General features: G+C 74.4%; 1 pseudogene. It reads right to left on the reverse strand.

The features are described from left to right. A pseudogene (locus D2K64_RS23855) lies at positions 1-870 on the reverse strand (DUF6504 family protein); the annotation flags it as partial.

Raw genomic sequence — 870 nt, forward strand, 5'->3', positions numbered from 1 at the left:
ACCCGAAAAAGACGACCGGCATGGCGCAGCTGCACCGGTGGGCCATCCGGGTTCAGTGTTGTCACGACCACCGCCAACGGCACCCGCAACAGCCGGATCGGGCGGATGGCGCGGCCCCACGCCGCCGGGACGCCAGGATCAGCGTAAGCATCCGCGGGCGCCGCGGCGTATTCTGGCCAGTGGCTCAGCAGCGGCGCCTGCCGGACGATGGCGATGCGGTGCCCGGCGCGATCCAGCAACTCCCGCAGGGCGCCAGGCTGCGGGGCGGCGCCGTCGTCGCCACGGCTCAGCAGGGCCTGGGCGCGGCTGACCGGCTCCGTCTCGGCGGCTTCCAGCATCATGCGCTCGAAGCCCAGATCCGGTTCCAGCTGGCCGAGCACTTCGGCGAACAGCCGGGCCAAATGCTGGGGGGCATGCGAAGCGGCGCCGGTGCCGATCGCCACCTCCTGCACCACGTGGTCGACCCGGAAGCCGCGCAGCACCAGGCGGCGGGCGCCCTGGCCGGCCTGCTCCAGCGACCGGCACAGCTCCTCCAGCAGCGTTTCCAGCACCCGATCGATGGCCGGGCGGGTGACGATGGGTTCGAGCAGGTTGCGGGACGCCACGAAGACCGGCGGCGGCCGCACCGGCTGGATGGAGCGCGGCCTGGTGCCCAGGGCGTCGTCGAGGGCGTCGAGCAAGGGGCGGCCAAAGCGGCGCGCCAGCGGCCCTCTCGGCTGGCGCAGCAGGTCGCCGACCCGCATGAGCCCGAGGCGGGCCAGACCCTGGATGATCTCGGGCGGCAGGCGCAGCGCCGTCAGGGGCAGGGGGAGCAGCGCCGCCTGCTCGTCACCCGGGGGCAGCACCAGCGGTCGGGGCGCGCTGCGCGCC

Source organism: Teichococcus vastitatis (assembly GCF_003604215.1).
Taxonomy (GTDB): Bacteria; Pseudomonadota; Alphaproteobacteria; order Acetobacterales; family Acetobacteraceae; genus Pseudoroseomonas; species Pseudoroseomonas vastitatis.